Annotated in this window: 28 protein-coding genes and 1 pseudogene; 28 read left to right on the top strand and 1 reads right to left on the bottom strand. The window is 51.6% G+C overall.

All coding sequences use genetic code 11. The features are described from left to right. Nucleotides 1–2: 2 nt before the first annotated feature. The 28 genes and pseudogenes from H6750_00350 to H6750_00215 all read left to right on the top strand — a co-directional run bounded on the left by H6750_00350 (nucleotide 3) and on the right by H6750_00215 (nucleotide 25016). Entirely contained in the window at nucleotides 3–641 is a 639-nt protein-coding gene (locus tag H6750_00350; GenBank protein ID MCB9772760.1) for a membrane integrity-associated transporter subunit PqiC, read from the top strand. Between the two features lie 893 nt (nucleotides 642–1534). Next, a complete protein-coding gene (locus H6750_00345; protein ID MCB9772759.1) occupies nucleotides 1535–1711 on the top strand; it encodes a hypothetical protein in 177 nt (58 codons plus the stop codon). A gap of 240 nt (nucleotides 1712–1951) precedes the next feature. Further along, the gene (locus H6750_00340) at nucleotides 1952–2449 is read left to right on the top strand and encodes a response regulator (GenBank protein MCB9772758.1); all 498 of its coding nucleotides are present in this window, start codon (nucleotides 1952–1954) and stop codon (nucleotides 2447–2449) included. A gap of 274 nt (nucleotides 2450–2723) precedes the next feature. Next, a complete protein-coding gene (locus tag H6750_00335; protein ID MCB9772757.1) occupies nucleotides 2724–3053 on the top strand; it encodes a DUF2934 domain-containing protein in 330 nt (109 codons plus the stop codon). Nucleotides 3054–3909: 856 nt separating this feature from the next. Further along, nucleotides 3910–6057, top strand: a complete 2148-nt coding sequence (locus H6750_00330; GenBank protein ID MCB9772756.1) for a PAS domain S-box protein — start codon at nucleotides 3910–3912, stop codon at nucleotides 6055–6057. 65 nt (nucleotides 6058–6122) lie between these two features. Next, a complete protein-coding gene (locus H6750_00325; protein MCB9772755.1) occupies nucleotides 6123–6566 on the top strand; it encodes a response regulator in 444 nt (147 codons plus the stop codon). A gap of 167 nt (nucleotides 6567–6733) precedes the next feature. Further along, nucleotides 6734–8593 (top strand): PAS domain S-box protein, encoded by a 1860-nt coding sequence (locus tag H6750_00320; GenBank protein ID MCB9772754.1) that lies wholly within the window; start codon nucleotides 6734–6736, stop codon nucleotides 8591–8593. 79 nt (nucleotides 8594–8672) lie between these two features. Further along, nucleotides 8673–9305, top strand: a complete 633-nt coding sequence (locus tag H6750_00315) for a response regulator transcription factor (GenBank protein MCB9772753.1) — start codon at nucleotides 8673–8675, stop codon at nucleotides 9303–9305. 188 nt (nucleotides 9306–9493) lie between these two features. Then, a complete protein-coding gene (locus H6750_00310; protein MCB9772752.1) occupies nucleotides 9494–9712 on the top strand; it encodes a hypothetical protein in 219 nt (72 codons plus the stop codon). A gap of 94 nt (nucleotides 9713–9806) precedes the next feature. Next, the gene (locus H6750_00305; GenBank protein MCB9772751.1) at nucleotides 9807–10802 is read left to right on the top strand and encodes a hypothetical protein; all 996 of its coding nucleotides are present in this window, start codon (nucleotides 9807–9809) and stop codon (nucleotides 10800–10802) included. Nucleotides 10803–11306: 504 nt separating this feature from the next. Then, a complete protein-coding gene (locus H6750_00300) occupies nucleotides 11307–11759 on the top strand; it encodes a response regulator (GenBank protein MCB9772750.1) in 453 nt (150 codons plus the stop codon). 142 nt (nucleotides 11760–11901) lie between these two features. Continuing rightward, on the top strand, nucleotides 11902–12186 hold the full coding sequence (locus tag H6750_00295) for an RNA-binding protein (GenBank protein ID MCB9772749.1): 285 nt from the start codon (nucleotides 11902–11904) through the stop codon (nucleotides 12184–12186). Between the two features lie 142 nt (nucleotides 12187–12328). Further along, nucleotides 12329–12718 carry a DUF2934 domain-containing protein gene (locus H6750_00290; GenBank protein ID MCB9772748.1) on the top strand — a complete coding sequence of 130 codons (390 nt, stop codon included), beginning with the start codon at nucleotides 12329–12331 and terminating at the stop codon, nucleotides 12716–12718. Between the two features lie 826 nt (nucleotides 12719–13544). After that, nucleotides 13545–13913: a response regulator gene (locus H6750_00285; GenBank protein MCB9772747.1), complete on the top strand. Its 369-nt coding sequence runs from the start codon at nucleotides 13545–13547 to the stop codon at nucleotides 13911–13913. A 224-nt stretch (nucleotides 13914–14137) separates the two neighbouring features. Then, entirely contained in the window at nucleotides 14138–14488 is a 351-nt protein-coding gene (locus H6750_00280; protein ID MCB9772746.1) for a helix-turn-helix transcriptional regulator, read from the top strand. Nucleotides 14489–14511: 23 nt separating this feature from the next. Further along, nucleotides 14512–14985, top strand: a complete 474-nt coding sequence (locus H6750_00275; GenBank protein ID MCB9772745.1) for a glyoxalase/bleomycin resistance/dioxygenase family protein — start codon at nucleotides 14512–14514, stop codon at nucleotides 14983–14985. Continuing rightward, nucleotides 14985–15407 carry an arsenate reductase ArsC gene (locus H6750_00270; protein ID MCB9772744.1) on the top strand — a complete coding sequence of 141 codons (423 nt, stop codon included), beginning with the start codon at nucleotides 14985–14987 and terminating at the stop codon, nucleotides 15405–15407. Before H6750_00275 ends, H6750_00270 begins: the two co-directional genes overlap by 1 nt. After that, nucleotides 15404–16474 (top strand): ACR3 family arsenite efflux transporter, encoded by a 1071-nt coding sequence (gene arsB / locus H6750_00265; protein ID MCB9772743.1) that lies wholly within the window; start codon nucleotides 15404–15406, stop codon nucleotides 16472–16474. Before H6750_00270 ends, arsB begins: the two co-directional genes overlap by 4 nt. Before the next feature lie 174 nt (nucleotides 16475–16648). Beyond that, nucleotides 16649–17623: a lyase gene (locus H6750_00260; protein MCB9772742.1), complete on the top strand. Its 975-nt coding sequence runs from the start codon at nucleotides 16649–16651 to the stop codon at nucleotides 17621–17623. Nucleotides 17624–17677: 54 nt separating this feature from the next. After that, nucleotides 17678–17989: pseudogene (locus H6750_00255) on the top strand (GIY-YIG nuclease family protein). 142 nt (nucleotides 17990–18131) lie between these two features. Continuing rightward, complete coding sequence (locus H6750_00250) at nucleotides 18132–19838, top strand: tetratricopeptide repeat protein (protein MCB9772741.1); 1707 nt, start codon at nucleotides 18132–18134, stop codon at nucleotides 19836–19838. Between the two features lie 213 nt (nucleotides 19839–20051). Beyond that, nucleotides 20052–20537, top strand: coding sequence for an LEA type 2 family protein (locus H6750_00245; protein MCB9772740.1), 486 nt, complete (start codon nucleotides 20052–20054; stop codon nucleotides 20535–20537). 244 nt (nucleotides 20538–20781) lie between these two features. Continuing rightward, nucleotides 20782–21327, top strand: a complete 546-nt coding sequence (locus H6750_00240) for a YIP1 family protein (protein ID MCB9772739.1) — start codon at nucleotides 20782–20784, stop codon at nucleotides 21325–21327. Nucleotides 21328–21367: 40 nt separating this feature from the next. After that, nucleotides 21368–22366 (top strand): glycerophosphodiester phosphodiesterase family protein, encoded by a 999-nt coding sequence (locus tag H6750_00235; protein MCB9772738.1) that lies wholly within the window; start codon nucleotides 21368–21370, stop codon nucleotides 22364–22366. An 84-nt stretch (nucleotides 22367–22450) separates the two neighbouring features. Continuing rightward, nucleotides 22451–23209 carry an alpha/beta fold hydrolase gene (locus H6750_00230; GenBank protein ID MCB9772737.1) on the top strand — a complete coding sequence of 253 codons (759 nt, stop codon included), beginning with the start codon at nucleotides 22451–22453 and terminating at the stop codon, nucleotides 23207–23209. Nucleotides 23210–23303: 94 nt separating this feature from the next. Then, complete coding sequence (locus H6750_00225; GenBank protein ID MCB9772736.1) at nucleotides 23304–23684, top strand: DUF427 domain-containing protein; 381 nt, start codon at nucleotides 23304–23306, stop codon at nucleotides 23682–23684. Nucleotides 23685–23882: 198 nt separating this feature from the next. Further along, nucleotides 23883–24206: a GYD domain-containing protein gene (locus H6750_00220; GenBank protein ID MCB9772735.1), complete on the top strand. Its 324-nt coding sequence runs from the start codon at nucleotides 23883–23885 to the stop codon at nucleotides 24204–24206. Nucleotides 24207–24656: 450 nt separating this feature from the next. Continuing rightward, nucleotides 24657–25016 (top strand): hypothetical protein, encoded by a 360-nt coding sequence (locus H6750_00215; GenBank protein MCB9772734.1) that lies wholly within the window; start codon nucleotides 24657–24659, stop codon nucleotides 25014–25016. Nucleotides 25017–25969: 953 nt separating this feature from the next. Here H6750_00215 and ylqF read toward each other — a convergent pair. Further along, nucleotides 25970–26827 (bottom strand): ribosome biogenesis GTPase YlqF, encoded by an 858-nt coding sequence (gene ylqF / locus H6750_00210; protein MCB9772733.1) that lies wholly within the window; start codon nucleotides 26825–26827, stop codon nucleotides 25970–25972. Nucleotides 26828–26842: the final 15 nt, after the last annotated feature.

Below are 26842 nucleotides of genomic sequence, written 5' to 3'. Positions count from 1 at the left end.
ACATGAAGGCTATGTTCCTGCTGGCGGCCATATTCCTTGCGACCGCACTTTCCGCTTGTGCACTTTCTCGAGGGAATGATGAGCCGGTGCGGTCGTATGTCCTGGAAATTGGGGAAGGAGGGGAAGCCCGGGGAACGGATAGATCCCGTCCATCGAATTTGCCAATTCTTCTTATTTCGCTCCCTCAACCTGCTCCGGGATATGAATTGCAACGAATGGCCTATGAACTGGTTCCCTATGAAATTCGCTATTTTGCCACCAGCCAATGGGTGGATTCCCCCGCCCGAATGCTGGCCCCGTTAATCATGAATGCACTCGAAAGCAGTGGGGAATGGGGTGCGGTGATTCAACTGCCTTCCGTACTTCGAGGGGACTATCGCCTGGATCTCTCCCAGGTGGCGTTGGTTCAGGAATTCACGCAACAACCGAGTCGAATTCGATTGGCCCTGAGGGCACAACTGACGACGGTTTTTGATCCTCGTGTCCTTGGAACACGGAGTTTTGAAATTCTTGAAAATGCTCCCAGTGAAGATGCCTATGGTGGCGTGCAAGCTGCCCAAAAGGTGGTTGAGAAGTTGTTGGTCGAGCTACAGCATTGGTTGCAGGGCTGTCTCCAAGGAGGTCAAGTGGCGCACTGCTAAGACAGACATCTTCGGAGGTAGAGCAGAGGAAGGCTGAGAATAGTGAGGACGAACACTGGTTTAAAGCGAGGCTCATGATGGAAGGAATGTTTGAGGAAATTTTTGATTCCAGCATCCTCTGGAAATGAAGGACTGAGAGAGAGGTCTAGGATGAAAAGAATTTCATCCTGTTTGGTTCCCATGTTCACCTGCATACGTGTTTCAGAAGCGGTCGTATGAAATTTGAACCTATAAAAGTCATCTCTCCTGAATCCCTGGTCCTATAGTTCCGTGACACATGTCCCCATTGTTTTTGCAGTGTCTCATACTTTCCGTTTGCCTTCTGCTTCCCCCGGCGTTCAGGTGAACCCGGCGCGCCAACTAGCCTGGTTAATTACATCATAGAATTGAAAGATGTGGAGGTCACGCACGGAAAAATGGATGGGCGGTGTGTGTGAATGCCACGCTTACTCGAATAATCGTTGGAGCGTGGTTCATAGATCAGTTTGATTATTTGACTGGTAATGTCGTGACAACGGTTCATCATAAATTCCCAAGCCCATGCTTCGCATGTATGAGTGAATTTACGTGTGCGTTCAGTGCGAAAACGCCCATTTCAAACCTCTTTGCTCGCCGTAATCCTTTCCCGACTGTAATTCGATTCTTTGTCCGTTGAGGGAGTAATCCAAATCCCAGTCATGTGTTTGGAGGCATAGGCCGGTTGCGGATATCTCTAGCGGCTCGATGGTATCAATTATGCTATGAAGGTTTGAATGAGACGAGGGGATTCTTTCCTTATTGAAAAGAGTCAAGACGAATTCCCTGCCAGCGGTGTGTTGCGCGTCCCAACAGATTGATACCAAAAGATTCTGACGCTTGAATTGAATCCACCCCCTATTTCGAGAGGAGGGAGAATGATGAATCAATCAGAGGCACGAAGGCCCCAATTGTCTGCGCCAACGGAGAAAGAGGCTGCGGCCGATCATACCCGGGCTTTACGCGATCATTCTCGACCCAATTCCGCAAATGCGAGCCTGGACAAGGGTATTAAACGGTTTTTGATTAAACGTCAGGAAAAAGGTGGGACTTGATATATCCGGCACAAGGTACTGTTCTCTGTCGGGCCATGCCTGACCGTTTTGGGAATGGACGGTATGAAAAATATGGAGAACGAGAGACCTCCGATTGCCCGTTGCCGTCATTGAGTCCCAAGGCCAGACCGATCGCGTTGATTATGGGGCAGAGGGTTTGTGGCATCGAGTTTTGCGCCTTCAGTGGGGGTTGCGGCTGCGAGCAACACCCCGAGCCAAGTTTTGAATATGGAGGAAGCGATGTCGACCAGGATCTTGGTCGTTGATGATGAGGCAGACAGTGCCAGCTTCGTAGCCGGGGCGATAGAGGGGTGGGGATTCGAGGTGAAAATTGCCTCAAATGGGCGTGAAGGTCTCTCCGTGCTTCACGCCACGCCAATTGATGGCATTTTGCTTGATTTGGAGATGCCGGTGATGAATGGATGGACCATGCTGGATGAATTGCGATGGCAGGGGAACGCGGTTCCGGTCATTGTCATGTCGAAGGAGGGAAATTGCGCGAAACTCAAAAAATTCCTTGCAGAAGGTGCCCAGGATTATCTGGTGAAACCGTTCAATCATCTTCTTCTGATGCAGAAAACATTTCGGCATTTCCCTTGGCAACCGAGCATGGGAAAAAGACCGGCTATCGTAAAAGATGAAACTCAGGAGGCCAAGATTTCTCTGGCAGAAGGAGCGCTCTTGGTCCAAAGGAGTTGTTGGGTGCCTGCGGAGAAATCCGATTGGAAGGTGGCCTGAGTCGCAAGAGTCATCCGCCCTTGTGTTGTATGCTTCCTCAATGCCCTTGCTTACATGATGCGGATGAATTTTTTTCTTTTCACCATGTAGAGTGAACCGATCAGGGAAGGTTGGACATTGTTTTTGATAGTCACTGGGAAGCAACGATATGTGGGAAGTACAACCGAGCGATTTAATGATGTAGGGATCGATTTTCACACGTTTTAGAAGGCGTGCTTGAGGAGTAAAAAGATTATTAACCCGAACTCGTGTCCATTGGACCAACTGTAGGAGAATGATGAGAACTCAAAAATCTCACAATGAAGAAAAGACCTCAAAAGTTTTACCATTTCAATTTCCCATTACCAAGGACGGGGCTTCCACGACGAACTCCAAAAAAGGGAATATAAAAGCCGTGTCTCGACTGGCTGAGCGTAGGAAGGGTGCAAAGATCAGGCAAGCTCAATCAGGTCTTCCCCATTACATTTCGGAAGAAATATTACATGGGCGAATCGAAAAGCGGGCCTATGAATTGTTTGTGCAACGAGGCTGCCAACATGGGTATGATCGAGAGGACTGGTTTCAGGCGGAACACGACGTGTTGACCCCAAAAGAAGTGGGGTAGAAGGAGGAGCCCGGTTGCGGGAATACTTGCGCCAGAGAAATGACTTTCTATGCACACCCAAACGATGTCAAGAATGCACTGGTGGTCGGTTAGATCACCTTGGCCAAATCAATAGTTGACCGACGTTTCTAAGTATGTCGGCAATATCCTACTCCCTGCTCGCATTACCTTCGACTTATTTTCCATAATTTATAGGTGTTAATTCCCAAGCGATATCCCCCAATGCATGCCCCAAGCCCGGAAAATATCGTCTGACGTAAGAAGGAATGCGTCGCTTGTCCGGTATTATTGGAAGGCGTTCCTATACTAACAGGCCCATACATCTTTCTATCACCATCACGCAATTCTTTCATTTTAACGAGCCTTTTGATTTCTGAGCATGAAGCCGAATGTACCCTCTGTGGGTATTATTGAGCTTGTGGATTGATTCTCAGGTCTTGTCACAGAATCAGATGAGACAAATTCGCTTGCGCGTGGTGGGTTGGACGTTATCAGGGTTTTGAGTTCAGGGGGGTATTGAATAACGCAAACCATACATCATCCTTATTTTCTGATGGAATTCCGGGTAAGGAATCCATCCTATTGACCAGGCTCTATGAGCATGCTAATTAGCATCGACCATAGGGTCGTGATATTGAATTCTTCCTCAGTGCCTTTTTCACTTGCCTGCATTGACCACATCTTTCGTGGTGATCCGATCCCTCAAAGTTGTGTCTAGGCTAAACAGACGAATATTGAAGAGCCATAAGAGGATGCCAGGCGGCGGAACCGTATCCGCTTTGTGTGTAGCAGTATGGCGAAGGCCGGGAAATGTGGGTTCTGGTCTATGGTCCGGAAGGGGTTTTAACGAAATGCGATGATGCAGCTACCAAAAAGTTCCTACCAATGGTTGTCATGGCTTCGCATCCTCATCGTGGTCGGGGTATTAGTTCATGGGGCTGTCGCCGTTCATCAGCTTGAAAATCAAACCCTGGAAGCTGCCGGAAGGAGTTTGACCAGGGTTGCGGTCGATATTGCCGATAAGTTGGACCTGCTCCTGTTTGAGCGGTATGGGGATATTCAAACCATTGCCAAATCAGAAGTTTTTCATGGTAGGGATGTCCACACCATAAACAATTATCTGGATTTGTTTAAAAAAGCCTACCCTATCTACCGGTGGATAGCGGTGACCGATCGGCAGGGCAGGATTATTGCCGCCTCCAATCGCTCCAACGTAGGAGAAGACCGCAGTCGCGAAACCTGGTTTCAAGATGTGCGCGATACAGGTGGTATTCATATTCAAGATGCAGAACGTTCCCTGGATGCTGGAGGGATCTTGGCGGTGGCCTTTTCGGCTCCGATCCTTGATGCTGATGCGAAATTTTTGGGTGCCGTGACTGCACGGGTGGGGCTGCCCGATCTCCGAAAAGTCTTCGACCGGACAGTGATCCCTGTACAGATGCCTGAAGGCCCTTCCGCGATGGGGGAGTGGCATTTATTGGACAAGGATGGCAACCTACTAGCCGATTCTCTGTTACAGGAAGAGGGAAAAGTCAACCTGAGAAAGCTAGGAGTTCAACCGGCATTCATGAATGCGTCGGGGCAGCCTGGTTACGTCGAAGAAATGCATAAACGACGTGGAGTGGAAATCCTCAGAGGATATGCCCGCACCAAAGGAATAGGCGAGTTTCCAGGTCTGAATTGGACAGTCCTCGTCAACCTGGATCGCAGTGCGATCCTGGCACCCCTCCACCGGATCGTTTGGAATTTGGGTCTCGCGGGGGGCGTCATCTTTTTCCCGCTGGTGGCTCTGTTGTATTGGCTCACATACCGCTTGAGACAGGAATATGGTCAGGCGCAAACCGAGGCGGTTCGGGCGGTCAAAGCCGAGCAGGAATATCGGGCGGCGCGGGATCAGTTGGCGGATGTGCTTGATCACGCGCCCGATCCGATCTTTTTTTCCGACACAGAGGGAAACATTACGAGGTTTAGTCGGGGAGCCGAGAATGTGCTTGGATATGCCGCGGAAGCCATGGTCTCCAAACCCGTGACGGAACTCTTCATGGATCCAGGTCATTGGAAGCCATTGGTGGACGAATTAACTGTCCATGGGGAGGTCATTGGTCGTGAGATTGTATTTCGGAATCCCAAGGGGGATCCCGTCCATATCAGCCTCACCCTCTCTGTCCTTCGGAACGCAGAAGGGCAACCGACCGGAACCGTTGGATTATGCAAAGACGTCACCGCTGCGAAGCGAAATGAAGAGTCTCTGCGAATCAGCAATGAAGAACTAGAGAGTTTTGTGTATGCCATTTCCCATGACTTGCAAGCACCCTTGCGGGGCATACAGGGGTTTGCCGTCCTGCTCCTGAAACGAGCCGCCGAGCGACTGGAACACCAAGAGCGGCATTACCTGGAGCGCATCCGAAAAGGCGCCGAGCGAATGGAGGCACTAATCCGGGATCTGTTAGAGTATTCCCGCATCGAACGCATCACGCATCCATGGGAATTAGTGTCGATGGAACAAATTGTTCTTCAGGTTCGCATGGATGTGGAAGACCGCATTCGTCAGACACACACAGAGTTACGGATCGAGGGCCCCTTGCCATGGGTCTATGGAGATCGGGTTCGGCTGGCCCAGCTTTGGGCCAATCTCCTGTCTAACGCCATCAAATATGCCAAACCCGGGGAGCCTCCGGTCATCAGCATCGGGTGTCAGAAGCTTGCGGAACAATTTATCTTCTTTATTCGCGACAAGGGAATTGGCATTTCTCCGGAGTTCCACCAGAAAATTTTCGGAGTCTTCAATAGACTGCATACTGAAGACCAGATTGAGGGCACAGGTATTGGGCTGGCGATCGTCAAACGCATTGTCGAGTTCCACAAAGGGAAAATTTGGGTGGATTCGGCAGAGGGAGTAGGGAGCACGTTCTTTTTCACGCTTCCGGAAAATCAAGGAGGGTATGGAAAATCACTGTCAGCGGGTATTCCCGCGCCAACTCCGGCTGCCCCGACACGTCTTTAGAAAGGCAAGAGAGGAGACTCATCGTCCATCAAATGGAAATTCCCGCGGTGTCATAAGGAGGAGAGATGACCATCAACGTCATTGATATTTTGCTGATTGAAGGCAATGTAGACGATATTGAGTTGACCAGGGAAGCCTTGCGTGCAGGCAAAATCGCGAATAATCTCACGGTAATCCGTGATGGACAGGAAGCCATGAGACACTTGTTCGGTAACGGGGAGCCGCCGCTTCCACCTGAGCGATTTCCCAAACTCATTCTCTTGGATCTGCGATTACCCAAGGTGGACGGCATTGATGTTTTGAGGCGAATCAAAAAGGAACCTGTCCTTTGCCGGGTTCCTGTGGTGGTGTTGACCACGTCGAAACGTGATGAGGATATTGTCCGGTCCTATGACCTTGGAGTGAATTCCTATATTCAGAAGCCCGTATTGTTTGACAAATTTGTTGAGACGGTCAAGACGCTGGAGTTATATTGGGTTTTGACGAATACCCCGCCCCCCTATTTGTAGGATCCTGCAACCCATTTCCCGTTTTTCCCTCCCAGGTGGGGAAGCTCTGAAACGTTGAATGGCATGGATTTCCCATGTTCATGAAACAGGGTGTGAGAGGGCGGGAGTCAAGGCATGGTGTGTCTCGACTCATACTATGATGCCTGAATGAATGTGCAGAGGTACGTATGCCTGATAAAGACACACAAAGAATTTTGATCATCGACGACGAACCCGATGATGTGGAATTGACCGGTGAAGCTCTTCTGCAAGTCTGGCCAGGCAGCATCATCGTAGGAGCCGGGACGGCGGAAGCTGGTTTGGCGAAGGCCAGAGCATCGAGCTGGTCGTTGATTCTTTTAGATTATAAGCTTCCGGGGAAAACCGGGCTGGAGATTCTCCGGGAGTTGAGGTCTCTCTGTCCCGAATCCAGCATCATTCTTCTCACGGGACATGGTGATGAGGCGACAGCAGTCCAGGTGATGCTCGCCGGCGCCGATTATTACCTCCGAAAATCCACCAACTTCTTGTTGGAATTGCCCATGGTGGTGCGTGAAGTGCTTGAAAAGCACCATTTGCGGCTCAGGATCAAGCACACGGAGGAGCGCTATCATCGACTGATTGAACATATCACCGACATCGTGTTTGAACTGGATGCGTTGGGCTGCTTTCGCTTTGTCAGCCCGGCCGTGCTTCCCATCCTTGGATATGCCCCGGAAGAAATGAAGGGGGTCCCTGTCTCACATTTCCTTCATCCCGACGATCTCCCTCGCTCTGCGCACTGGTTTCACAAAGAAGGCATGGAACGTCAGGCCACCAGTGGATCAAGCATACGCTTCCTGATGAAAAGTGGTGAAATCCGTGAGATTGAGGTGGATGCGACGGTCATCTACGATCATCGCAATCAGTTTTCGGCTACAGTGGGAATCGCGCGGGATGTCACGGAACGCAAGAAGGCGGAAGCCTCACTCGCGCGACTTCGCTACAAGTATGAACTTCTTTTGAATTCCGCCCATGATGGGATTTATGGAATTGATCTGGAGGGAAAAACGATATTGATGAACCCGGCCGCTGCAGACATGATTGGCTATACCAGGGAAGAATTGCGCGGCCGGTCCATGCACGATATTCTCCACCACAGTAAATCCGATGGCACGCCTTTTCCGGTTGAGGAGTGTCTGATCCATCAGGCATTTCGGGATGGAACACTTCACCATGTTCCGGAGGATGTGTTTTGGAAAAAGGATGGCTCGCCGTTCTGGGTGGAATATACCAGCAATCCCATTTGGGAACACGACAGGATCGTGGGAGCGGTGGTCACATTCCGGGACATCACCGAACGAAAAAGGTCAGAGGAGCGTTTGAGGGAATCTCATGAACAGTTGCGCGATCTGGCTGCGCATCTGGAGACGGTCAGGGAAGAGGAGCGGACGCGGGTGGCCCGCGAAATTCACGATGAGTTGGGTTCGGCGCTGACATGCTTGAAAATGGATTTGGCCTGGATGGCCAAGCGAATCCCCATGACGAATTCAAGGGAGACGGCTGCTCAACTCGCTCCCAAAATTCATTCAATGTCAAAATTTGCGAATGAGATGGTCCGATTGGTTCAAAAGGTCAGTACAGAATTGCGACCAGCGGTGTTGGATGAACTTGGACTTGGCCCGGCCATCGAATGGCAGGCCAAAGAATTTCAGAGTCGGACCGGAATTACTTGTAGATTGGACATTTATCCTGAGAGTCTGGCTATCGACAGTGATCGCGCCACGGCTGTCTTTCGAATCCTCCAGGAGATCTTAACGAATGTCATCCGCCATGCCGATGCGACAAGTGTCAGCATACACATGAATCGGTCTGTGACGCATCTGAAATTAAAAGTTACGGACAATGGTCGCGGCATTACCCTCATGCAGATTTCCAGTCCCAAATCCCTGGGCCTGGTCGGTATGCGCGAACGCGCCCTGCTTTGGGGTGGGGAGGTGACAATCGTCGGTGACCCAGAGAAAGGCACGACGGTCTTCCTGGAATTGCCGCTCAACCGTGAGGGGTGATCAGCAAAGGTCTGTCAGGAGGCTGGCCCGTCGGCACGCCCGACGTGATGAAGGGGAATCACATGTTTCGAGGAGGGGTATGGTAAAAATTCTGGTTGCAGACGATCACGCTGTGGTCCGGCAAGGGGTAAAGCAAATTCTCGCCGAGGATTTCAAGGATGCGGTTGTTGGTGAGGCCTCCAATATCCATGAAGTCCTTGACCTCGTCAGGAAGCGAAAATGGGACATTGTGATCCTGGATATGACCATGCCGGGTCGAAGCGGCTTGGATGCCCTCAAGGATCTGAAGCAATTGAATCCCAAGCTTCCGGTGCTGGTGTTGAGTATGCATCCGGAAGATCAATTCGCCGTGAGAGTTTTAAAAGCAGGAGCCGCCGGCTACCTGACGAAGGAGAGTGCGGCAGAAGAATTGGTAACGGCTATCCGAAAAGTTTTGCTTGGGGGGAAATATATCAGTTCCGCACTTGCGGAAGTCTTAGCCATGTCCCTCTCCGATGACCTCGGAAGCCCTCCTCATCTCACATTGTCCGACCGGGAGTATCAGATCCTCAGTCTGATTGCTTCAGGCAAGACCGCACGGGATATTGCGCAGGAATTGTCTTTGGGCGTCAGCACCGTCAGTACGTACCGCTCACGTATTCTTCAGAAACTGAAAATGAAGAACAATGCGGAAATAACCCGGTACGCCTTTCAGCATCAGTTGGTTCCTTGAACCGACATTCCGACAGGGCACCGTGTTCTCCTGGGGAACCGGTTCGGTCATCCCTGCCTCTGTAGTACAAACCACGACAACGTAATCGTCAGAAATGTGAAGGGAAAATCGCCGTATTGGTGATTGTGGCCCTAACATCGGATTGCTATACCTTCATCCACAGTAGCAAGGGCATGAAGGAGTGAAGCATGAGAGGACAGTGTTTCCGATGTGGTGGATGGATGATCGAGACGTTTGTGGAAGGTGAAGCCGTATGTCGGGATGATCCGGCCGGGATATGGAAATGTGTGAATTGCGGGGAAGTGATTGATTCGCAGATTCTTGCCAATCGTCAGTTTGGAAGCCACATCCAACCAAAAACGACCATTCCGTCTCCTGCTTCTCTCCCTTTTGGTCGAGTCAGTTGAGAGACCATCGGAAGAATGAGGGATGTGTTAGGCGTATCACCAAATTGTTGGATTGACCATAGCACCGTTATTGGGGCAATCGAGGAGGATGTTTATGATGGGTTCGGGAAAGCAGAATGACCATGTTTGGTCGATTATTTTAGCGGGAGGCAATGGGGAGCGCCTTGGACTTGCCAACTATCACTGGTTTGGGGATCACAAGCCGAAGCAGTATTGCACGTTTGTCGGGACCCGGTCCATGCTGCAACATACCATAGACCGGGCCGATCGCCTGGTACCTTCGGAACGCCGGGTGACGGTGATTTCGCAAGCTCATCAACACCTGGCGTGGGAGCAAATGGCAGACCGGGCAGCCGGTACCATCATCAGTCAACCTCTCAATCGTAATACGGTGCCGGGAATCTTTCTCCCGTTGACCTATGTGCGCGCCCGTGATGCCAAAGCTACGGTGGTGATTTATCCGTCGGATCATTTTGTGACTCCCGAGGCACGATTTTTGGAAATCGTGGGGCGAGCGGTTTCGGCAACAGAATGGTTGACGGACCGACTCGTGATGCTCGGAGTGAAGCCTGACAGGACAGAGCCGGATTATGGATGGATTGAGGTCGGGCGGGAAATCGGTTGGGTCTCTGGTCAAAAGGTTCGAGCGGTTCATTCATTCCTCGAAAAGCCGGATCTCACCGAATGGGGAACCCAAGGCCGGTCGGGCATGTGGTGGAACACGATGGTGATAGCGGCCAAGGCAGAAACATTGTGGAAACTGGGATGGCAGTGTTTCCCGGAAATGATGCCGCTGTTTGAAAGGCTGGGCCATGCAATTGGCACCTCATACGAAGGAACCGTGCTGGAATCGATTTATCGCGTGATGCCTGCGTGGAATTTCTCTTCACACCTGCTGGCGCGTGTGCCAGACCACCTCGCGATGCTCGAAATGGCCGGGGTGTCATGGAGTGATTGGGGAAGTCCGGAGCGTATCCTGTATGATATTCACCGCTTTGGACTACAGCCGAATTTTTCCTTGGAAAGAGCGGGCCAAATGAGGAAGCCTCGCCTATTGGACATGGAACCGGCAAGCGCCCTCCAGACATGATGGGGCTTGGCATTCTGGTATGCCAGTACAGGTTGAGAGCAAGAGGCTGTTTTACTTGAATCACATCGACCGCTATGTGGAGAGAAGGGAGTACGATGAACCAACGGGAATCACCAGAAACAGGAAAGTCCGTACCAATGAAGAAAGAGTCGCTGCCTGATAATCAGCGAAAATCAAGAGAATATTCTCATGCCATTCCGTCAGACATTGGTGGGGGAAAGGTTCCCAGGCGGTTTTTAATTAAACGATAGGGCCGAGCTGGAACATAATGGTTCGAGTGCAGGGGATGGGCTGACTCCATGACGGGGTAACGCTGTTGCCGTCGAATTCTGCGAAAAAATTGGACAAACGAGAAGGCCCGTTTTGCCGTTACCACCCTTGGGACAGAGAGCAGAGCGAATATGGCGAAAATCGTCCGGCAGGGAGTTCATGCCGCTTTTCACCGCATGATGGGCTCCAATGCAAAAAACTCGGTGAATCGAATCTTGAATGGAGGGCATGATAATGTCTGAGCGGATTCTGGTTGTTGATGACGAGGCAGGCAGTGCGCGGATTATAGCCGATGCAATAGCCTGGTTGGGATTTGACGTGGTGACTGCCTCCAATGGGCGTGAAGGGCTCTCGGTGCTCGGTACTATGCCATTCGATGGCATTTTGATTGATTTGGAGATGCCGGTCATGAATGGGTGGACCATGCTGGATGAACTGCGATGGCAGGGCTACGACGTTCCGGTCATTGTCATGTCCCAAGAGGCGAATCAAGCGAAACTCCGGGAATTACTTCATGAGGGTGCCCAGGATTTTTTGGTGAAACCATTTAATCCCTATCTCTTGCTGCAGAAATCACTTCGTCATTTTTCTTGTCGAACGTCCGTGGAGAAAAGGTCTCTCTTGGAAAGGAAGGGTGCCCGCCAAGCCGGGCTCTTTCAAGCAACGGGAATCCTTGTCCCTTCATGAGGTTTGTGAGGTTGTCAAGGAATAGTGGATCGGAGGTGGATCTGAGTCACAGACATGATCACATCTCTGGTGTTGGCCTTTCTCATGTTCGTTCCTTATGGGATTTCATTGGCTCTAACCGCAACCTGTTAGGAGGAATCGTATGAATTTGAAAATGTTTGTGGGTGGACTGCCGTTTGCTATGACGGACGCTCAATTACGCGAGCTGTTCGCTCCTCACGGCGTGGTAAAGTCCGCTCAGGTGATTATGGACAAATTGACAGGGAGATCTCGTGGCTTTGGCTTTGTGGAGATGTCCCGCAACGAGGAGGTTCAGGCAGCGATTGCAGCTTGGAATGATAAGGTGTATGAGGGGAGGACCTTGCTCGTGAATGAGGCGAAACCTCGGATGGCTCGCACAGGCAGCGACTCCGCTCCCTGGTGGTAAGGGCGGTCATACGGGTAATGTGACCGTGGGATTCAACAGCATAGAGATCCGGACCCGGCCCGTCTAAACAAAGAATGCGTTGGCGAGCGAAAAAGAAATTCAGGGTGAACTAATGGCAAGCCTACACACATAAAGGAGAGTTATGAGATCTCAAAAATCTGACAATGAAGAGAGTCCTTCAAAGGGATCGGCCTCCCGACTTCCCAAATCCAGGATGGTGGTTCGCACGACAAAATCCAAGTCCGGGAATAAAGGGAAATCACACTCTTTGGGCCAATCGGGTGAACCTCAGAATGGTGCAGGAACCATGCACCTCCCAACAGAATATTCTGGTTGCCTTTCAGAATGGGAATTGCAGGAGCGAATTGCCAAGCGCGCGTATGAATTGTATGAACAACGAGGGTGGCAACATGGCAATGATCAAGCGGACTGGTTTCAGGCGGCAAAAGAGGTCTTGACTCTGAATGGCGTGGGGAAAAATGAATGGGCTGATGGAGAGAAATCCGACTCCAGGGTAAACAGGGCGAGTTGAAGAATAGCAGATAACCTATCCGAGGGAAGGGGTTTTGGGAGTGTGAGCCGGTTGAATGCACGGGGTGATGAAGCGGTTTCCCTTCTTCGCAGAGATCCCTTGGGTATCCGGTTCAATGCTCCGGATGAAATGGAGAGGTCACATTGTGGCCATCGTATTGATGAGTCCGGATTGCCTGCTCACACTGACATGTTCCTTCCAGCCATTCCACAGCTCTTCTTGCCCTTGCACCCAAGTCGGGCTTGTCTGGTTATTCCCACCTTGGGAATAACCTCCTTGTTCAGCTTATCTAACGTCTGTGGCAAGGCCTTATCCTGCTCTTCCCCCAGAGTAGCCCTGGCCATCTTATGCATAACATCCCTCAAAGATGAACACTGTACTCATCGACCTGGCAGGATTGAGCGGATTCAGCATCGTGGTAAACGGGTGAGGGGGTTAAGGCATGTGTAGGCAGGGGGGATAAGGTTGTCGTCCGGCCTAGGCCTGGACAAAGGTCAAGCCCCAAACCCATTAGGCGGCCCGGGTTTTTTACAAATAGCGCAGGGTTCACGAATCGGAAAAGTCTTCTATGAATTGGAGGGCGATGGGAATGGATGGACGGTTACGGATTATCGAGAGTCACCATTTTGAGTTGGGATACGACCGACTCCATGGGAGAAGGTGGATGGGGAGGTCAATTGTGCAGAGGATAGCAGAAAGCTCGACAAATCCCCCTACTATTCAACAGGCCCCAAAATTCAACAGGCCCCAAACGGTGAGCGGGCATTCAGTCGGGTCTGTTTATCAGGGTGGTGGATTTGGCCGTTTGCCAAGAGAGGGTGTCCTGATGTCCAAAAACACACTGATTATTGATGATGATGAGATGAGTCGCAGATTGCTCAGGCTGGTCCTGGAATATGATGGATGCCGTTGCGTGGAGGCGGAGAATGGGGCGATCGGGTTGTCTCTAATTGAATCGCAGCCTTTTGACATTATTATTCTTGATAATGCCATGCCCGTCATGACCGGCATGGAGTTTTTGAACCGCTTACAACTCAAACCCCAAAGCCCGTATGTCCCGGTCATTATGGTCACAGGGTTGCTCAACGCTGAAATCCGTGAGAAAGCCATCCGCTTAGGAGTGTATGCCATCCTTGGCAAGCCGTATGATTTTGGGGAGTTGCGTTCCATGGTCGCCCAACTGTTATGCCCTTAGCCTGCTTCGCCACGACCTCTTTAGTTTTTGTCTCAAAAAGGCCAGACACCTATGGCCTCTATGATTTGAGCCATGGATGAAAAATTCAACCAGTCCTTTCCTCTGAGTGTTGACCCGTATTGTTATTTTTCCCACAACTGGTGCAACACATCCCATGATCCCTCTCCAGCCTGATTAATTCAGGGGGCCTTGTTTTTTTAAATCATGTCTATTATTCTGGACATATGGAAATTAAGGAGGCCCTTTTGGCTTTTGCGGCCCTCTCACAAGATACTCGGTTGCGAGTGTTTCGTCTGCTGGTGGAATACGGTCCGGAAGGGGCACCCGCCGGGACGTTGAGCGAGACCCTGGCCATTCCCCATAACACTTTGTCCTTTCATCTCTCGCATATGAGCAAAGCGGGGCTGGTCCTTTCTCAGCGAAAAAGCCGGTCCATCATCTACAGCGCCAACTTTGAATTTTTTACCGACCTGATTCGCTATATGGTCAAAGACTGCTGTCGGGAGGATATGGCCAGTATCCGGGACAATAAAAAAAAGAAGTGCAGCATTATTGAACTCTCAAATTGTTGCTAACCCACTCACAAGGAGACCCATCCATGAAACGTCTTCATATTCATATCGGCGTCGAGCAGTTGGAAGAAGCCATCGGGTTTTACAGCAAATTGTTCGGGGCGGGACCGGTTAAACGTAAACCGGACTATGCCAAATGGATGCTTGAAGATCCCCGCGTGAACCTGGCCATCTCTACGCGGACATCCACGAAAGGCGTGGATCACCTGGGCATTCAGGTTGAGGAGGGACAGGAGTTGGACGAGATCAGGCAACGACTTCAAGTCGGGAGTCTCCCGGTGGCCGAGGAAGGCGAGACTGTTTGTTGTTATGCCAAATCGGATAAATCCTGGGTGATGGATCCTGCCGGTGTACCCTGGGAAGCCTACCGCACGATGGAAGACGCGGCAATCTTTTCAACCCATTCGGCGCAAACAGAAACCGCCTGTTGTGAACCGGCGTTTTTGGCGAGACCCGAGCCTAAAACGCCGGAACAGGAATCCAGCGCCTGCTGCAGCTAATGTCTATTGAGCCAATAAAAGTTCTGGTTATCTGCACCGGTAATTCGTGCCGCTCCATCATGGGCGAAGCCCTCATTAACCACATGGGCCAAGGGCGATACCGGGCTTGGAGTGCAGGCAGTCATCCTGCCGGATACGTTCATCCGGATTCCGTCTCGACCTTAATACGACATGGGATTGATCCGGGCCAGCCGTACAGCAAATCGTGGGATGACATGATTTCCCAACCGTTTGACCTGGTCGTCACGGTTTGTGACCAAGCTGCCGGAGAAGCCTGCCCGATTTTTTCCGGTCACCCCCAAAAGTTACATTGGAGTATTCCTGATCCGGGCAGGGTGATAGGTACGAAAGAAGCAATTAACGCGGCCTTTGACCAGACCTTTTTCCTGCTCAAGTCAAGAATCGAAGAGCTCATGTCATGACCGCGTCCGCCCCACGTCGTTTAATATTTCTCGACCGTTATCTCACGGGGTGGATCCTCCTGGCCATGGCAGCCGGCGTCTCAATCGGCTCGGTCTTCACCGAAGTTCCGGCATTGGTGAACAGCCTCTCTGTCGGAACCACCAATATCCCCATCGCCATTGGTCTCATGCTTATGATGTATCCCCCGCTGGCCCGTGTGAAGTATGAGGAGCTGCCCTTGATCTTTGGCGATTGGAAGATTCTCCTCCTGTCACTCGTCCAAAACTGGGTCATCGGCCCCTTGCTCATGTTTGGTCTGGCTGTCACATTCCTCTACGATTCCCCGGAATATCTGACCGGGCTCATCCTTATTGGCCTGGCCCGCTGCATTGCCATGGTGCTGGTCTGGAATCAACTCGCCGAAGGCGATAACCAATATGTGGCTGCCTTGGTGGCCTTCAACAGCCTCTTTCAATTGATTTTCTTCAGTGGATTGGCCTGGTTTTATATGGACATCCTGCCGGGGGCATTAGGTCTGGCTGTGGAAGTCGTCGACGTTGGCTTTCGGACGATTGCCGATAGCGTCTTCATCTATCTGGGCATCCCCTTTGTGTGTGGATACCTGTCACGCTGGATCGGGATCAGGCAAAAAGGCCGCGCGTGGTATGAACAGGCATTTCTTCCGAAAATCGGTCCTCTCACCCTAATGGCGCTTCTGTTCACGATCTTTGCCATGTTTACGCTCAAAGGCGGCATGGTGCTCAGTCTCCCCGGAGGCGTGGTTCGCATTGCCCTGCCACTCATTCTCTACTTTGTCATCATGTTTCTCGTCAGCTTTAGTATGGGCAAACTCATCGGGGCCGATTATGGCAAAACCACGGCTACCTCCTTCACGGCAGCCAGCAATAATTTTGAACTGGCCATCGCCGTCGCCATCGCCGCATTCGGCCTGGGGTCGTCCGTTGCGTTTGCCACCGTCATCGGACCTTTAGTTGAAGTCCCAGTGCTCTTAGCTCTTGTCCATGTCGCGCTCTGGTTAAAAAAGAAATGGTTTGCCGGAGACCCGGCATCCGTTCTTCTTTCCTGACCTATTAAGTCCATCCGGTCTGCCTGGTTGATTGTTGATTGCCTAATATTTCCAGACATGCCAACATAGGCACATAAGGTTTTGTGACTCATCATCGAGGATCATTCAAAGAAAGAAACCGTTGTGTATCGTCTACACCAAACAAGCACCATCATCATTGGGCTGATCATCCCAATGGGTTTTTCCGGATGCACCAATTATCCCACGAAAGCCGAAGCTGCTTCCCTCAAGCCGGTGGAGATGAAAGAATGGCAGGTGCCTTGGGACCAGACCAGACCGCGTGATCCGTATGTGGATCAACAGCAACGCGTGTGGTTCGTGGGGCAGGGAGGAGATTACATTGCCGTGCTTGACCCTGAGCTCGGGCAATTTCACCAATTCAAACTGGATCCCGGTACCGGTCCGCACAATCTGATTGTGGATAAGGAAGGTCAGGTCTGGTATGCCGGAAATCGCGCCGCCCACATCGGCAAACTTGATCCGTCCACCGGCAAGGTCATTAAATATCCCATGCCCGATCCAAAAGCCCACGATCCGCATACTCTGGTGTTTGGCCATGATCGGGATATCTGGTTTACGGTACAACAAGGGAATTTCGTGGGGCATCTCGATATGGTCACCGGAAAAATTCAACTCATGCCGCTACCAACCGCCCAGGCTCGCCCCTATGGCATGGTCCTGGATCCCACCTACTCCCCGTGGTTTACTGAATTCGGGACCAACAAGTTGGGGACGGTAGATCCGTCGACAATGACCGTTCAAGAATTTGCGCTCTCACGGACCGAAACACGACCACGTCGGCTGGCGGTGACCTCGGACGGTGTTATTTGGTATGTGGATTATGCCGAAGGGTATCTTGGATCCTACAACGCCAAAACCGGCGACATACAGGAATGGTTGGCGCCGGGAGAAGCCGATGCCAAACCATACGGGATGACGGTCGATGACCAGGACCGGGTGTGGTTTGTGGAAACCGGCGCACATCCGAATCGCCTCGTCGGATTCGATACACGAACCCAGGCGTTCATGAGTCTGACCGATATTCCAAGCGGCGGTGGAAGCGTCCGTCATGTGTTCTATCACCAACCAACTAGAACCATCTGGTTCGGCACGGATGCCAATACCATAGGTTGCGTCAAGATTCCCTAGCAACCTCCCTTCTTGGCCTTGCTGTCATTTCGACCAGAGGGAGAAATCCTTTCTATGGCACATACCTACTATGTCTATCTTTTGACCAATTGGAACAACAATGTCATGTATGTAGGAATGACCAACAACTGAGAACGCAGAATGTACGAACATAAGAAGAAACTTTTGAAAGGGTTTACCCCAAAATACAACATAAACAAACTCGTGTATTTTGAAGAAACTCAAGAAGTGAATGCAGCCATCATGCGAGAAAAAGAAATAAAAAAATGGAGGAGAGAGAAAAAGGACTCCTTAGTAAATGGCGAAAATCCACAATGGAAGGATTTAAGTCTCGAATTTCAGGATTCCTCACTTTGTTCGAAATGACAATCTTAAGTGTGAGTTCAAATCATGAACACTCATTCCTATCATTCATTCTTGTCTTATTCTATTTTGAAAAAAATGATAAAGTGAAAACAGCATTATTAAGAGAGCAATGAAGGGCAACCGCATAAAATAAGGAGTCTTCATGTTCACGAGGCGTTATACGTCGAAATATGGGCCGGGACGATCCTGTCTCGGGTACTTCCTCATCGCCATCTTCGTCATGGCGCTTCCACAGTTAACCCTTGGGGAGATGGACGACGCGTCGTCTTCATCGGAGGGGAGTGCGGCATTAGGCCAATTGGGAAGCATTGAATTTCCCGCATCAGGGTCCAGGGAAGCCCATCCCCATTTCCTAAGGGGCGTCGCGGCCCTGCATTCGTTCTGGTATGAAGAAGCCATCGAGGCATTTCGTCGAGCGACCACGATTGATCCAAATTTTGTGATGGGATATTGGGGTGAGGCGATGGCGAATAATCATCCCGTCTGGCAGGAAGAAAATGTTGAGGCGGCACGGGCGGCGCTGGGGAAAGTTTCCAATACGGCGTCGGCAACGGTCAGAGAGCGTCAATACCTCCAGGCTGTGAACACGTTATTTGGTGAGGGAGATAAGTTTGCCCGCGATCAGGCCTATGCGGCCCGAATGGAAAGCCTTGCCAGTGAATATCCCGAGGATCTGGAAGCCACTTGCTTCTATGCCCTCTCCCTGCTTGGGTTAGCCATCCACTATGATGAGGAACCGTATCTCCAAGAGAAATATCGCGTCCAAGCCGGGGCCCTGGCCTTAGGGGTGTATGGAGTGAATCCCAATCATCCGTGCGCCGCGCATTACACCATTCATGCTTTTGACGATCCAATCCACGCCATCCTGGCCCTGCCTCAAGCCCGTCGCTATGCCAAGATTGCTCCTGAAGCGCATCATGCTCAACATATGCCCGCCCATATATTTGTTCAACTGGGCATGTGGGACCAGGCAGCGGCCTCCAATAAAGCCGGTTGGAAAACTTCACAGGCCTGGGTCAAGGACAAGCAGTTGCCTCTATCGCTTCAGGATTATCACAGCTTGTACTGGTTGCAGTATGCCTATCTTCAACAAGGCCGATACAACGCCGCTGCCGCCCTGATATTGGAGAAGCAACAGGATATGGCCCAATCGTCCTCAGGCCAACAGACACAGGTCCTTGGCTATGACCGCAAGGTCAACCGGAATTATGATCAGATGGTGGCCGCCTTTATTATAGAAACCGAACGATGGGAGCTAGCCGATCAGGCGTGGAACGTGAATGACTATCGCTTTGGTGACGAGTCGCCATCCATGTCCGTTTATATCCGCGAATTCGCGCAGAGTATGTCAACACTCAGAAATCAATCAGTTGCCCACCGGGTACACCCTGGTTTAGCTTCGCCGGTCCCCGAGCCTTCTACGCAGTCAACTGAGCCGGTTACCGCACAAATCTGGAAGTTGCAAATCGCGGCATTGAAACATCTCATCAACGGAGACCATTCACAGGCCTTACGCATGCTTGATCAGGCCACAGCCCTGGAAGAATCCCTCCCGCCTCCTTCCGGCCCACCCGATCTTATCAAGCCCACCCATGAACTGTATGGCGAAATACTGTTGGGCATCGATCGGCCCAAAGAGGCGCAAGAACAATTTGAACGATCGCTGTTATGGCATCCCAACCGGGCACGTTCACTCCTGGGTCTGGCACGGGCGGCAGCTCAATTGGGCCATATCCAGGCGACTCGTCAAGCCTATAGCAATTTTCTCAACATATGGAATCAGGCCGACTCGGATCTCCCCGAGGTGAACGAAGCCAGGCAGTTCATTCAACAAGCTGTCCAGCAATAATCCTTGCATGGGTTTTTCCCGACATTCGCAATCGGGAATCCATCGCCTCTCACTGAATCATGCCCGCTATTCTTTAGCGAGACTGTATCCATGTATAGAAGAACTGAGAACCTAAGCCTGGCGACTGCTTCGAGGATGCGCCCTGTGCCACTAACATGCCCATCCCCTTGGCATCGCTTTGCCCTCTAAATTGAGGTATGATTCTCTATGGTAATGAAACGACTTTCTCTCGTATTTCCTTTTCTGTGTGGAATCCTGTTTCTCATCGGGTGCACTTCTCCTCCGGCATTGTCTGTCCAGCCTGCATCGCCGGAAGTCCTCCTGGTCAATATCACCCCGTTAGACGCCACGATGTTTGAACAACGGTTGCAAGTCGACTTGCGCGTTCGGAATCCCAATGATTTTGATCTGGAGGTCACCGGCCTTGATTTCACCCTGCATCTCAATGATCAACGACTTGCCCGCGGCCTGACAAATAAGACCTCGACGATCCCGAGGCTGGGGGATGCCGTCATTTCCGTTGAGACCACGACCTCCACACTCGATGTCATACGACACCTCCTAAAGCTCTCCCAACGGCAGGAAGTCTCCTATCAGGTCGACGGTGTCCTCTATAGCCAAGGTACCCGCTTACCCTTTGAAAACAAGGGAGTCTTGCTAAATACAAATGAAATCTCCGGCTCATCTCCTGGTTCATGAATGATTTCTTCCTCCCTTCTTTCAGGTATTTCTCCTTCAGGATTTTTATCAGAAAGCCTATTCCCCGCTATTTTCAAAAAGCGCAAGTTCAGATAGTGAAGTGGGACTCGAATTTCCCTGAACCCTCTGAGCAAAGTGGAAAACACAATTTTTCCCCACAATTGCTTGTGGTCTTCCTCCTCGGGCACAATTCTGTTCAATTGTCATGGAATTCATCCCTCCTCAGGGAAAGGAGATAGATCATATGAGTCTGTTTGTTGACCGGATGATACGCGCGGCTAAACTCGATGTTCACCTTTATGAAGAGGTGGAAGCGGATAGGCGTTCAATGGGGCAGGCGATGGGCGTCGTGCTGTTATCCAGCCTGGCCGGTGGAATCGGGTTTATGCAGGAGGCCGGTTTGATGGGGCTGGTTATTGGAACAGTCGGGTCCCTGCTCGGATGGTATGTCTGGGCGCTCATGACCTACCTTATTGGCACCAAACTGCTTCCTGAACCGCAAACCCACGCGGATCATGGTGAACTCTTACGGACGATCGGCTTTTCCAGCGCCCCTGGCCTCATTCGAGTGTTCGGTATTATCCCGGCTCTGAGCGGGTTTGTGAATCTTTTGGCCGGTGTATGGATGCTCGTGGCTATGGTCATTGCGGTGCGCCAAGCCTTGGATTTTCAGAGCACCTACCGGGCCATTGGGGTGTGTCTTATCGGCTGGATTATTCAGGCCATCCTGCTCGCGTTGCTGGTGACGACGATGGGTGGAGTACCTGAACTCATGCTGGAGCCACCGTGACCTCTCTCAACAGATCTCCTGAAAATGATCGGCTGTCCCGATGTGTGTGATGACATACTACTGGCCACGCACGAAGTCCCCGCAAGCCACGTGGCGATTCTACGGAGCCGCACTCGCCGGCATGACACTCTGCCTGGGATGTACTTCGTCGCCGTCCGGAGTGGCTCCGGGTTTCTGTCAGGCTTCTCATTTGGAGACGGCCGACCTTCCTGAGCGAGGCATCTCCGCGCACCGCGGGGGGCAGTCGGGATGTCCGGTGAACACGAACGGTGCCTTTCAGCGGGCAATCTGCCTTGGCGTTCATCAGATTGAACTGGATGTGCGATCCACTGCGGATGCCGTGCTTGTTGTTTCACATGATGATCGCGTGACAGACGAGCAGGGCCGAACGCTGCGCATTTCCGAGTCGACTCTCGCCGAAGTCCGGAACCTGCAGCTCGAGCCATGTGCAGGCGAGGTGGCAATACAGCGTATTCCCACATTCGAAGAGACTCTTGCCGTTATGCCGCACAATATCTGGATCAATGTGGATATCAAAGAGAACAATCCCCTGGTTGGAAGGCTCGTTGCCGAGATGGTCGCCAAAGCTCAACGCTTCGACCAGGTTATCTTCGGCGCGCGTGACGATACCGATCCGGCCGTGCGCCGTGTGGCAGGGGAGGTCGAAGAAGAGAGCTGGGTCGCCAACATGAGCCGGGAGATCTTTCGCTCCCAGTACGTTGACACCACCATTAATTCCTGTGACGAGTTCATCCAGCTGTCCTTTCTTCGCGGGCGACCCGGCGTTGAGACCATGGATCCACTGAAGCAGGCAGGAATCCGTGTGAACTATTCATGGCTCGGGGATGAAGACGAGAGCGAGCTCAGACAAGACCTGGGGGATCTGTTCGCCCGAGGGGTGGACTTTGTATTGGTTGATCATGTCGGACAGGCCATGGAAGGGGCGTGCGCTTTGGGAATCACTCCGGTGGTTCCGCACTGGAATGGCACTTCTCCCTTCACTTGCAGTGAGCCTCCTCGCTGCACACCTGCACGATGATGGTTCCCACTCCTTCTGTGGATCTTTCCGTTCACGTTCTTCACGAACACGTTAATTTCTTATTCACCCGACAGCACAGGGAACATGATGAATCAATCGACCAGATTTGAAATACCCGGAGCGGATTCTAAACGCATTGTCGGTGACCGCCTTTCCGGGCAAGAACGACAATTACTTTTTGTGACCGGTTTTCTTTCCAAGCGGTGGGGCAATAAAAGCAAGGCTCTGGCCGATTTGTGTAAGGAGCGAGGATGGGGATTTTGCTGTTTTGATTTTCGGGGTAATGGCGAATCAGAGGGCGTGTTCGCGGACTATACGTTGTTCGATTGGCTTGCGGATGCGCGATGCGTGACGAAGATGCTGGCCGATGGTCTGCCTGTGACCATTATTGGATCATCGTTAGGTGGCTGGCTGGCATGGCTCCTTGGACAGGAATTTCCTCACGTGCAACAATTGGTCCTCCTGGCTCCGGCGTTTAATATGCTGGGAAAACGCGCGCAGGATATTGCTCCTGAACGACGCCAACGGTGGCAGGAGACCGGATGGATGCCCTGGGACGATGACGCCTTGCATAAAGACTTTCCGCTCTCATGGAAATGGGTGGAAGAAAGCGAGACCTTATGGGCCAGGCGATTGGATTCGCCCAAGAGGGTGCCCACACGCATTGTGCATGGACTTCAGGACGTGGTCATCCTTCCAAAAGGAAGCTGGGAATTTACCGAACACCTGCTCACACAAGATCCTCAATATCCTATCGAACTGCTTTTGAAGACCGGGGATCATCGGTTTAGCAGCCCTGCTAATCTTCAGACATTCCTGGATGTTGCTCAACAGCTTCAGTAGGAAGCCGGATCATGCTTTTTTGAACATCAGAGGTTGTCTGCCACCATTTTTCATCGCTGTGGCCTCTGGCGGAATTTTTAAACCCAGGAAAGGAATGATCGCCATGACTGCGCAAAGCCATCCTCATGCCATTACCATTACGCCCAATCCGAATCGGGTCAAGGTGACGTTTAACGGAACCGTCATTGCGGACACCAGGCGAGCCCTGACATTGCGGGAGGGGCCTGTGCCACCGGCTCAATATATTCCGCGTGAAGATGTAACGATGTCCTACCTTCGTCCCACGACCCATTCCACGCACTGCCCTTTTAAAGGGGACGCGTCGTATTTCAGCGTGAGCGTGGAGGGTAAAACAGCCGAGAATGCCGTCTGGACGTATGAGACGCCCTTCGCCTCCGTGGCTGACATTCGAGATTACGTGGCCTTTTATCCCGAGAAGATGGATGCCATTGAGGAGCTTTCTCCTGCCCCATGATGTTTAAGGATTGAACCCTTTCGGATTCAATGCGGGTTTTCCCACACGATGACATCCTTTGCCCAAAAGTCGCGCGTGGTCATTGCCAGGTATCAGGAAAGGACTATTTTTTATTGCCTCTTTTCATTAGGATAAGTCTATCTCGACACGAAGCCGAACATCTTCATCATTATTCACTTTTTCCAGGGGAGGTACATTATGCCGATCTATGTGAGTTTAGTGAATTTCACCCATGACGGGCTGATGACCATGAAGGCTAAGGGTGTGCAGCGGTCGGACATGGTAAAGAAAAATGTCGAATCCCTGGGAGGGAAAATGCTGCATGCCTTTTATTGCCTAGGGGAATATGATGTGGTGGCCATTTTAGAGTTTCCCAATAATCGCGCGGCCATGAAGGCCGCTGTGCTGAATGCCTCAATGGGGCATATTCGCATTAAGACGATGCCGGCGGTATCCCGCGATGAGTGGAAATCGGTCCTGACCGAAACGTGGGGCATACCCAAAAAGAAGAAGCGAGGGTGACCTCCCCTTGCCCTCATTTGCCATCGAGCCGGGCAATGCGTGATTGTTCTGATCTCCAAGGGGCGAGGCCTGGATTGCCTTCAATTTCCTTTCCGTTTCATGGCATGCTTGTGGTTGTGCAGCTAGGCCTTTTCCCCTCATAATCTTTCATCGGATCTTTAACAGGCTGTTGAAAGATTCAAAACTTTTCTGAGAACCTATCAGGAACCAAAAATTTACGATCTTCCATGAGGGGAATCAGGATGTTCAAAAAGGCCCGTCCAGTCCTGCTTTGAGTCAGGTCGAAGGGAAGGCCGCAGCCGCTTGGGCGGGCGGAGCATACAGAGAAGTCTGTGAGCACGGCCAAGGGGCGAGAACGCCGTTGGCGGACTTTTTCAGCATCTTGCTAGAGCATAATTGTCGGGGATCACCGTTGACGAACAAATTCATCCTGCCGGAAGGAGGTATCTTATGGGGCCAACGAAAGCTGTCGTAAAAGACTGTGGGATCTATGATGCGAAAACAGGGAATTTGATTAAGGATGGGTTTCCTACCCATGAGTCGATCCAGGATTATGCTGCTCATCATTATCTTGTGCTCCCTGTGGTCAATAAAGATTGTCAACCGTGGTTGCTCGATGGTCAACCGATTTTTTGCTTACGTGGCACCCGTTATGAAAACCTCAAGGACGAAGTGTTGCATTTGGCACGATGTCCGGATTGTGGTGGCATGGGGATCCGGGATGATGAACCGGTGGTTGAATCCGATTGTATCCGGTGTGTGTCCTGCGGCCATGAGTTTGATACCCGCTTGGAGATGATGGAAAGTTAGCGTGAGGGGTTCGGCTGGAATCCTGTACAGATTTTCCCTCGGATTTCGCCTGGGACGATCATGTTGAATAGCGATTTCCATGAAGGTCACAGGAGACCACTTAGTCACAGACAATCTGTCTTTGGCTTGATGAGACTGCGGTCTGTCCAATCCTACCGTGATGCTATTTCCCTCCGAACGCGCATTCAGCAATGTCTTCCATATTTTCTCTTGGTTGTGACTCGCACTGATCTTTGGTGGAATGCCGGTCCTCTCTGTAGAGTTGCGGGTATCTCGGGTATCCAGAGATATGCTCACCCCATCCCATTGCAGGAGGAAAGATATGCCCAATGCGAAACGGGAAAAGCCCTGCTATTTATGTAAGGAAGCAGGGTCGGAAAGTCTAAGTTATTTGGTGTGTATACAATGCTCGCGGCATTTTTGCCGGCTCCATGGTGACCCGCAAATGGATGAATGTATCAAATGCCTGGAAGGCAACGAAGAAACCTAGAGGGGGCTGTTGAAAAAAGCCGCCAGCGGCGTTCTCGCCATTTTTCCGTGCTCACGTACTGGACGTACGCTCTGCGCGAAAAAATGACTGCGGCCTTCCCTTCGACATGACTCAGGGCAGGACTGGATGAACCCTTCGGGAAGACTCAGGGCATGCTTTTTTGAACCGCCCCGAGGCCTCAAATATGCAACGTGCCTGGGGGTCATATGCCCTTGGAAATTATTATTCAACACTCCCTAGAGGATGCTGAAAAGGTCAGTTTTCCAGTATTGAGCTCATGAGAGGCCGATTTCTCAGTAAAGTAATCTTTGATTCCATCCCGAGCCTCATCCGACGGAGTTTATCCTGAGGAAAAGCCGAAGGACTCAAGGCAGGCATGGCAAAGGATCTGGGGCCAGGTTGATCCCTCTTGCGACTCAGTCATATTATTTGTCTGCAGAAAAGCCGTTAAGGCAGTTTGACCTTAGAGGCGAGGTTCTCGAATTTCCGGCGTCTCCAGGCTAATCCGGCCCAGCGTGCCATTGCGGAATTCCGTCAAGAGAATTTTCGCCGCTTTTTCCCGATCCAATTCTCCGCCCTTTCCTTTCCGCAGACATCCGCGTTTTGTGGCGATGGCCTCGAGCACGCCCGTGCTATCCAGTCCGTCTGTGAGGAAACCGTAGCGTTTGGTCAGCAGGGTAGGGTAGCGCGCGAGAAGGATGGAGACAAGAAACTCGGCGATTTCTTCCTCGACCATCACCTTGGCGGTGACCGCGTGGATGGTTGCGAGCATGAGGCCCACCAGGGGGTCTTCGATTTTTGGCCACAGGAGGCCGGGTGAGTCGATGAGCGTCATGTGGTCGTTCAGGGTGTGGCGTTGCTGGACTTTCGTCACGGCGGGTTCGTTGCCGACTTTAGCGAGGCGGCGTTTGAGCAGGCTATTCATGAGTGTGGATTTTCCGACGTTGGGGATGCCCATGATCAGCATGCGAAGCGGCTTGCTGGCGCTGTGACGATGCGGGGCGAGGAGCTGGCAGAGACCGGGCACTTTGGCGGCTTGGCCGGCCTGGTGACAGGAGAGGGCGACGGCGTTGACGTCAGGTTCCCGGTTGAATTCGGTCAACCAGGCTTGAGTGACGGCGGGGTCGGCGAGATCGCTTTTGTTGAGCACCTTCAAACAGGGTCGCTGGCGGTGCAGCCGTAGTTCGGTGATCAACGGGTTGCTGCTGGCGTTCGGCATGCGCGCATCCAGTATTTCGACCAGGACATCGATGGCTTCCATCGCTTTGGCCGCTTCCTTGCGCGCGACATTCATGTGGCCGGGAAACCATTGTATGGACATGTGAAAAAGGTTTCC

The sequence above is a fragment of the Nitrospiraceae bacterium genome (assembly GCA_020632595.1).
Lineage (GTDB): Bacteria > Nitrospirota > Nitrospiria > Nitrospirales > UBA8639 > Nitrospira_E.
Note: the sequence above shows the minus strand (reverse complement) of the source record. Positions and strands in the feature narration are given on the sequence as shown.